This is a genomic window from Vibrio sp. 970 (assembly GCF_033339075.1).
In genome coordinates, this window is the sequence record NZ_JAWOTW010000085.1 from 1 (window position 1) to 1,179 (window position 1,179).

At 45.1% G+C, this 1,179-nt stretch carries 1 protein-coding gene; it reads left to right on the forward strand.

The window, feature by feature from the left end; genetic code table 11:
• Window positions 1-3 precede the first annotated feature (3 nt).
• Window positions 4-1,059, forward strand: coding sequence for a PQQ-dependent sugar dehydrogenase (locus tag R7Q11_RS24870; protein WP_225466843.1), 1,056 nt, complete (start codon window positions 4-6; stop codon window positions 1,057-1,059).
• Window positions 1,060-1,179: the final 120 nt, after the last annotated feature.

A 1,179-nucleotide genomic window follows, 5' to 3' on the forward strand; every position in this document is an offset into this window, starting at 1 on the left:
GCCCTGCTCGCTTGTTTATCTTTTTCACTTCATGCTGCGCAATACCACGCAGATGAGGTTGCCAATGGGTTTCAAGTCCCTTGGGGCATTGAATTTATCGATTCGCAACGCGTAGTAGTGAACAAGAAAAATGGCACCATTTCATTGCTCAATGTGATGACAGGTCAACGCCAGAAAATTCATAGTGCTCAGAATGTTAACACCAGTGGACAAGCCGGTTTACTGGATGTCGCACTCGCCCCAAATACCGATAAGAAAAATCCACAGCTGTATTTCACTTACAGCAAACGAACCCAGAAAGGAAACAACGTCGCACTTGCCACCGCAACGCTAAGTGGCGAGCAACTAACTGGCTGGAAAGATCTCTTCATCGCCGATGCTATCACCGATACTGGCCGACATTTTGGCAGTCGAATCGCGTTTATTGATGGCAAGATCTACTTCACGATTGGCGATCGCGGTGAACGAGACAACGGTCAAAATACTCAAACACACGCGGGCTCAATACTACGCTTGAATCTAGACGGCACGGTGCCAACAGATAACCCTTTTACTTCCTCCAAGGCAAAGCCTGAAATATGGAGTTTCGGGCATCGCAATCCACAAGGTTTGTTCTACGACAAAGAGACAGATCAACTTTGGTCGATTGAACATGGGCCGCGTGGAGGTGACGAAATTAACCTAATTAAAAAAGGGGCGAACTACGGTTGGGCAAGAGTCTCACAAGGGAAAGAATATTGGGGCCCACTTGATGTGGGTGAAGCGAAATCACTGCCAGGAATGGAAGACCCCAAATTGGTTTACATTCCCTCTATCGCTCCAAGCAATATGGTGCTCTATCGCGGGGATAAATACTCAGAACTTGACGGCAAAATATTAGTTGGAGCGTTAAAGCTCACTCATATCAATGTCGTCAGCATTAACGATGGCAAGCTCACAGAATCGCAACGCTTACTGGAAAAGCTTGGAGAACGAATCAGAGATATCACAATAAGCCCCGATGGCTATATCTACTTTTCTACCGACAGCGGCAAAATCTTCCGCTTAACAGAGCAATAAGAACTGTGCAGCGCTTTTTCGATTTGTGATGCATCAGTGATTTATTTTCGTACAACTTAGCCAGAAGAATCTAAACTTAACAATAACCTTTTGTTTTTATAACGATAGTTCGGTTAAGTT